Here is a 4,983-nt window from a genome sequence, read left to right as displayed (position 1 = left end):
GGTCAGCGCTGCCGAGGAACGGGCACTTTGGTCGCGATTTGGGCTATGATCTGAGCGCCGCGAATTTTGGCAAGCTCGCAGTGGCGTGCTATTAATACTCAGAACATCTGGTTTTCGAGGTTGGGACGATGCCACAATTGATCTTTTTCGCTCTGGTCGGCTGTGCTGCCTTTTACGGCTATCGCTCGTTCAAGAAAGAGGCGCAGCGCGTTTCAGAGCGGGTTCGCGAAGCGGAAAAAGAAGTGCAGAATCGTGCACAAGGAACATTGGTGCAGGATCCCGAGACGGGCGAATACCGTTTGCGCAAAGACTGATTTCAAATGCTGGACAGTGTAGAGCGTACGATCAGCTTGATCGCCCCGGCCAAGATCAATCTTGCCCTGCATGTGACCGGGCGCAGGGATGACGGCTATCATCTGCTCGACAGCATAGTTGTATTTGCGCATGTCGGCGATAAGGTGAGCGCAAAACCGGCGCCATTCGACACCTTCGAAGTGTCCGGTCCCTTTGGACACGGCTTGCCCGATGACGAAACCAACCTCGTACTCAGGGCAAGGAATGCTCTGCGCGCCCGATTTCCCGAAAAGGCCGCTCCTGTTGCCATTCATCTTGAAAAACACCTTCCGATCGCTTCCGGTATTGGCGGCGGTTCGAGTGATGCCGCGGCAACTTTGCGGGCGCTGACAGCGCTCTGGGGCATCGAAACGAACGAACTGGCTGCAATCGGCCTGACCTTGGGCGCAGATGTCCCAATGTGCCTGTATGGCCAGCCATTGATTGCACGGGGCATCGGCGAGGAAATCGAAGGCATCGACGACTTTCCGCATTTGCCGATGGTCCTCGTCAATAGTGGTGTATCAACCTCAACTCCTCAAGTTTTTTCGGCGCTTGTAAACCGCGACAACCAGCCTCTTCACGGGCTGCCCAGGCTCTCCAGCGTGCACGATGTCTGCCTCTATCTCGGGAAGACGGACAACCATCTCTCTTCGGCAGCTGAAAAGCTCACTCCGGCAATCGGCGATGTTATGAAGGCGTTGCGTAACACGGATCCTCGACTGGTGCGCATGTCCGGTTCCGGCAGTACCTGTTTTGCAATTTACGACAGCGACCAGGAGGCCGAAACTGCGGCAGCGGCGCTCAAGCGGGCTCAGCCGGGTTGGTTCGTTGTTGCCACACACAATGGCGTGGAGAGGAGTTGAGCTTGGCTCGGATCGATGAGACACGACCGTTCGTGCCGGTCAAGATCGCCGTTCTGACGGTCTCCGATACACGTACGCTCGAAGATGACAAATCCGGAAACACGCTGACCGAGAGGCTACTCTCCGCAGGCCATATATTGGCAGAGCGGACCATCGTCACCGATGACGCAGAGAAAATTCGGGATCGCGTGCTTTTATGGTCAAATGACCCGCAAATCGACGTGATCATAACCACCGGCGGCACAGGTTTTACGGGCCGCGATGTGACCCCGGAAGCGCTCGAGCCGATCTTCGAAAAGCGCATGGACGGCTTTTCCGAAGTGTTCCACCGTATTTCCTATGACAAGATCGGCACTTCGACGATTCAATCACGGGCAACCGGCGGCGTCGTCAATGCGACCTTCGTTTTCGTTCTGCCCGGGTCGCCCGGCGCCTGCAGGGACGCTTGGGATAATATTCTGCAATACCAGCTGGACTACCGGCACATGCCGTGTAATTTCGTCGAGATCATGCCGCGGCTGGATGAACATCTGACGCGCGGCGGCAAGGGCTAGGTCTTCGTTGACGGGGCCGGAATAATCTCCGCCCGAAGCCGTTTCATCGCAAGCCCGCGCGCAATATCGGCCGCCTTCTTTCCTGGACTGAACAATGCCATTGATTGGCGCTTCGAAATAAGCAACCCATCAGCCAACGGGTTTCCCGGAGAGAATACGCGGCTCAGAAACGGCCTGCGATGAGTGTGCGATCGGGTGAAGCAGGCAGGCCCTTGCATGCGCTCTACATGTACTGCTGCGGGCTCCATCCAACCGTCCAGAAGTCGCGCGCCAGGCTCGAGAAACAGGAACCATTCGCTACGCGCCCGCCTGAAACCATCGATTAAAGTCTGGTCCTGCAGAAAGATGCATCCGGCAGCATCGGCAACGCGATGGGTCTGGTCGACAGAGCCCTGATCGATAATGATCACATCGCTCAAAATACCTTCCACGGCGCCGCCCACCAGTCCGCCAAGCGTCCTCGCCAAAGCCTCATCCGAATTTTGGGTTTCAATCAGGACGGAAATCATCAGGAGCCAATATAGTATTATTATAAGAATTTCCATCACTCCTTTCGGCGAAGATTGTTCTTGCTTTGTTCTCAAAGTTTGCTAGGAATAGATTCATGTTGCGGCTATGACGAGCGACTCGTTTCGCTCCCTGCCAAAGGAGACAAGGCAAATGAACATTGTGGTGCAAGCAGACAAGGCTGCCTTTGGCCAGGGCCGTGCACAACATGCGAATGCGTTGATCGAGGAAGCTGGCCTGAGGGTTGACCATCAACGGCGGCGCGGCCGCGGAGCCGGCATCAATCCAACCGGCAGGTTCGAAGCAGAGACCCGCCATGTCTACGATGATGGCTGGGAAACCATCGAGGATTTGCCGCCTTTCAAGACCGAAGTGCAGGTGGAAAAACCGCGCACGATCATTACCCGCAACGACTCGCCGGATATCAGTTTCGACCGTTCGATCAATCCCTATCGCGGATGCGAGCACGGGTGCATCTATTGTTTCGCCCGCCCTACACACACCTATATGGGTCTTTCGGCAGGGTTGGATTTTGAATCCAAGCTGTTTGCCAAGCCCGATGCGGCGAAGATGCTGGACAAGGAATTGTCCAAGCCCGGCTATACGGCAAAGACGATTGCGATCGGCACGAACACTGATCCCTATCAGCCTGTGGAAAAGAAATGGCGCATCATGCGGGACATCTTGCAGGTGCTGGAGGCGCATCAACATCCTGTTGGAATCGTTACGAAATCCGCGTTGGTTGTGCGAGATCAGGACATTCTTGCACGCATGGCCGAGAAAGGCCTCGCCAAGGTTGCGCTTTCGGTGACGTCACTCGATGGCAAGCTTGCACGTACGATGGAGCCTCGCGCCTCGACCCCGACAAGGCGCTTGCAAGCGCTTCGCAGTCTCTCGGATGCCGGTATTCCGGTGAGCGTGATGGTTGCACCGATCATTCCCGGCCTCAATGATCATGAGATCGAACGTATTCTCGACAGTGCCAACGCCATGGGCGCCAGGGAGGCTGGTTATGTGCTTTTGCGCCTGCCACTGGAGGTCAGCCCGATCTTCAAAGACTGGCTGCTACGCAACTATCCGGATCGCTACCGCCACGTTCTTTCACTTGTCCGATCAATGCGAGGTGGCAAGGATTACGATGCGGAATGGGGTAAACGCATGCGCGGTGAAGGACCCTATGCCTGGCAGATCGGCAGGCGATTTGAAATAGCTGCCAAGCGGCTTGGCATCAATGTGGACAAGCGCCGGCTGCGGACGGATTTGTTCGAGGCCACACCCGGAAGCGAACAATTGTCACTACTATAGGTTTTAACGCGTTATGACGATTTTGGGATGATTATCAGCAAAATCAATAAGTTACTTCCGTCAGGCATGCCCCCTCTAGCCTGACGTGACCTTGGGTAGCCCACCCCATCAGCTACCCAGGGCTTGCAGAGAATCAGAGCGAATGCGAGGCTCGTCGCAACATGGCTCGATCGCGTTCTGATTCTCTGCTTCTTCCTATCGAACCTGGCAAACCGGACTTTGCCAGCGAGCGGAAACTTATGCGCAGCGGGATTGAGCTTATCGCCGGTATAGACGAGGCCGGGCGCGGTCCGCTGGCGGGACCAGTGGTAGCGGCCGCGGTCATTTTGAATCCGAAGAAAATACCAAAAGGCCTTGACGATTCGAAACGGCTGACAGCGCAGCGCCGCGAGGAACTTTTTGATATTATTACGGAAACAGCACTTGCTTGCGCCGTTTCAAGCATTTCTGCGCCGGTGATCGATGCAACCGATATTCTGAAAGCCGCACTCCAGGCTATGCGCCGGGCTGTGTGCGGTCTGGCAATCCTGCCGGGTCATGCGCTCATAGACGGGCGCGACGTGGCCCCCGGGCTTCCCTGCCCGGCGACGGCGCTGATCAAGGGCGACCAGCGTTCCGTATCGATCGCGGCGGCCTCCATCCTCGCCAAGGTGACTCGCGACCGGATGATGGCGCAGACCGGCAAATACTTTCCGCTTTATGGTCTGGAAATGCACGCCGGATATGGGACGGAGTACCACCGCAATGCCATGGAGGCGCATGGTCCGGTGGTCGGCCTGCACCGCTTCAGTTTCTCGCCGCTGAAAGAGCGCCAGGCCTAAGGTCTGTTGGCATTCACGCCATGGCGGCCTGCAAACGGCGTTCTTCTGCGCTCCGGTGCTCACGTACCAAAATGTACGCTGCGCTCCGATGCTCGAAAACCACCGTTTTCGCCTCGCCCTGACATGAATCTCAACAGACCTTCGTATTTCAACTTGGCACCACCCAATTTCACTCATGGGTTGAAATTCTTGCGCCAGATTCGCACTTTCTTGCACCGGAATCGCGAACTCTTGTGCGAGATTCAAGGATTCCTGCGTAAAACATCTGCCGGATTCAGATCAAAGTGAGAATTAAAAAGAAAGCCGCCTTTCGGCGGCTTCGTGAACGTTCTAAATTCCCGTTCTTGCTTTAGTTGAGGCGGGATTTTACCTCAGTCAGCGATGACTTGAAGAAGTCAGCCGATGTCTTGGCGTCCACCTTCTTGCCAAGAATGTGGCTGGCGGCTGCGACAGCGATATCGACGGCCGACGCCCGAACTTCGTTGACGGCCTCAGTCTCGGCCTGAGCGATCTTCTGCTCGGCGAGCTTCTTGCGGCGTGTCACGTATTCTTCGGTCTTCTGTTTGGCTTCCTCGAGAAGGCCATGCGCTTCACGTT

General features: G+C 56.2%; 7 protein-coding genes. 5 read left to right on the top strand and 2 right to left on the bottom strand.

Annotated features, from left to right (window positions below):
* Nucleotides 1-128 precede the first annotated feature (128 nt).
* Genes ACXJ5O_RS18745 through moaB form a run of 3 tightly spaced genes read left to right on the top strand, consistent with a single transcriptional unit; the run spans nt 129 to nt 1,753 of the window.
* Entirely contained in the window at nt 129-314 is a 186-nt protein-coding gene (locus ACXJ5O_RS18745; RefSeq protein WP_112525800.1) for a hypothetical protein, read from the top strand.
* Between the two features lie 6 nt (nt 315-320).
* A complete protein-coding gene (locus ACXJ5O_RS18740) occupies nt 321-1,199 on the top strand; it encodes a 4-(cytidine 5'-diphospho)-2-C-methyl-D-erythritol kinase (protein ID WP_457301215.1) in 879 nt (292 codons plus the stop codon).
* A 2-nt stretch (nt 1,200-1,201) separates the two neighbouring features.
* Entirely contained in the window at nt 1,202-1,753 is a 552-nt protein-coding gene (gene moaB / locus ACXJ5O_RS18735) for a molybdenum cofactor biosynthesis protein B (protein ID WP_457301214.1), read from the top strand.
* On the opposite strand, the gene ACXJ5O_RS18730 is transcribed toward moaB, so the two are convergent.
* Entirely contained in the window at nt 1,750-2,298 is a 549-nt protein-coding gene (locus tag ACXJ5O_RS18730; RefSeq protein ID WP_457301213.1) for a glycosyl transferase family 2, read from the bottom strand. The two genes, moaB and ACXJ5O_RS18730, sit on opposite strands and share 4 nt — an antisense overlap.
* A gap of 115 nt (nt 2,299-2,413) precedes the next feature.
* Between ACXJ5O_RS18730 and ACXJ5O_RS18725 the strand changes: the two genes are divergently transcribed.
* The gene (locus ACXJ5O_RS18725; protein ID WP_457301212.1) at nt 2,414-3,565 is read left to right on the top strand and encodes a PA0069 family radical SAM protein; all 1,152 of its coding nucleotides are present in this window, start codon (nt 2,414-2,416) and stop codon (nt 3,563-3,565) included.
* 161 nt (nt 3,566-3,726) lie between these two features.
* Nucleotides 3,727-4,386 (top strand): ribonuclease HII, encoded by a 660-nt coding sequence (locus ACXJ5O_RS18720; RefSeq protein WP_457301211.1) that lies wholly within the window; start codon nt 3,727-3,729, stop codon nt 4,384-4,386.
* A 349-nt stretch (nt 4,387-4,735) separates the two neighbouring features.
* On the opposite strand, the gene ACXJ5O_RS18715 is transcribed toward ACXJ5O_RS18720, so the two are convergent.
* Nucleotides 4,736-4,983: F0F1 ATP synthase subunit B family protein (locus ACXJ5O_RS18715; protein WP_457301210.1), on the bottom strand; the 248-nt coding region annotated here is incomplete at its 5' end.

Source organism: Phyllobacterium sp. P5_D12, assembly GCF_054049495.1.
This window is presented reverse-complemented; position numbering and strand designations above follow the sequence as displayed.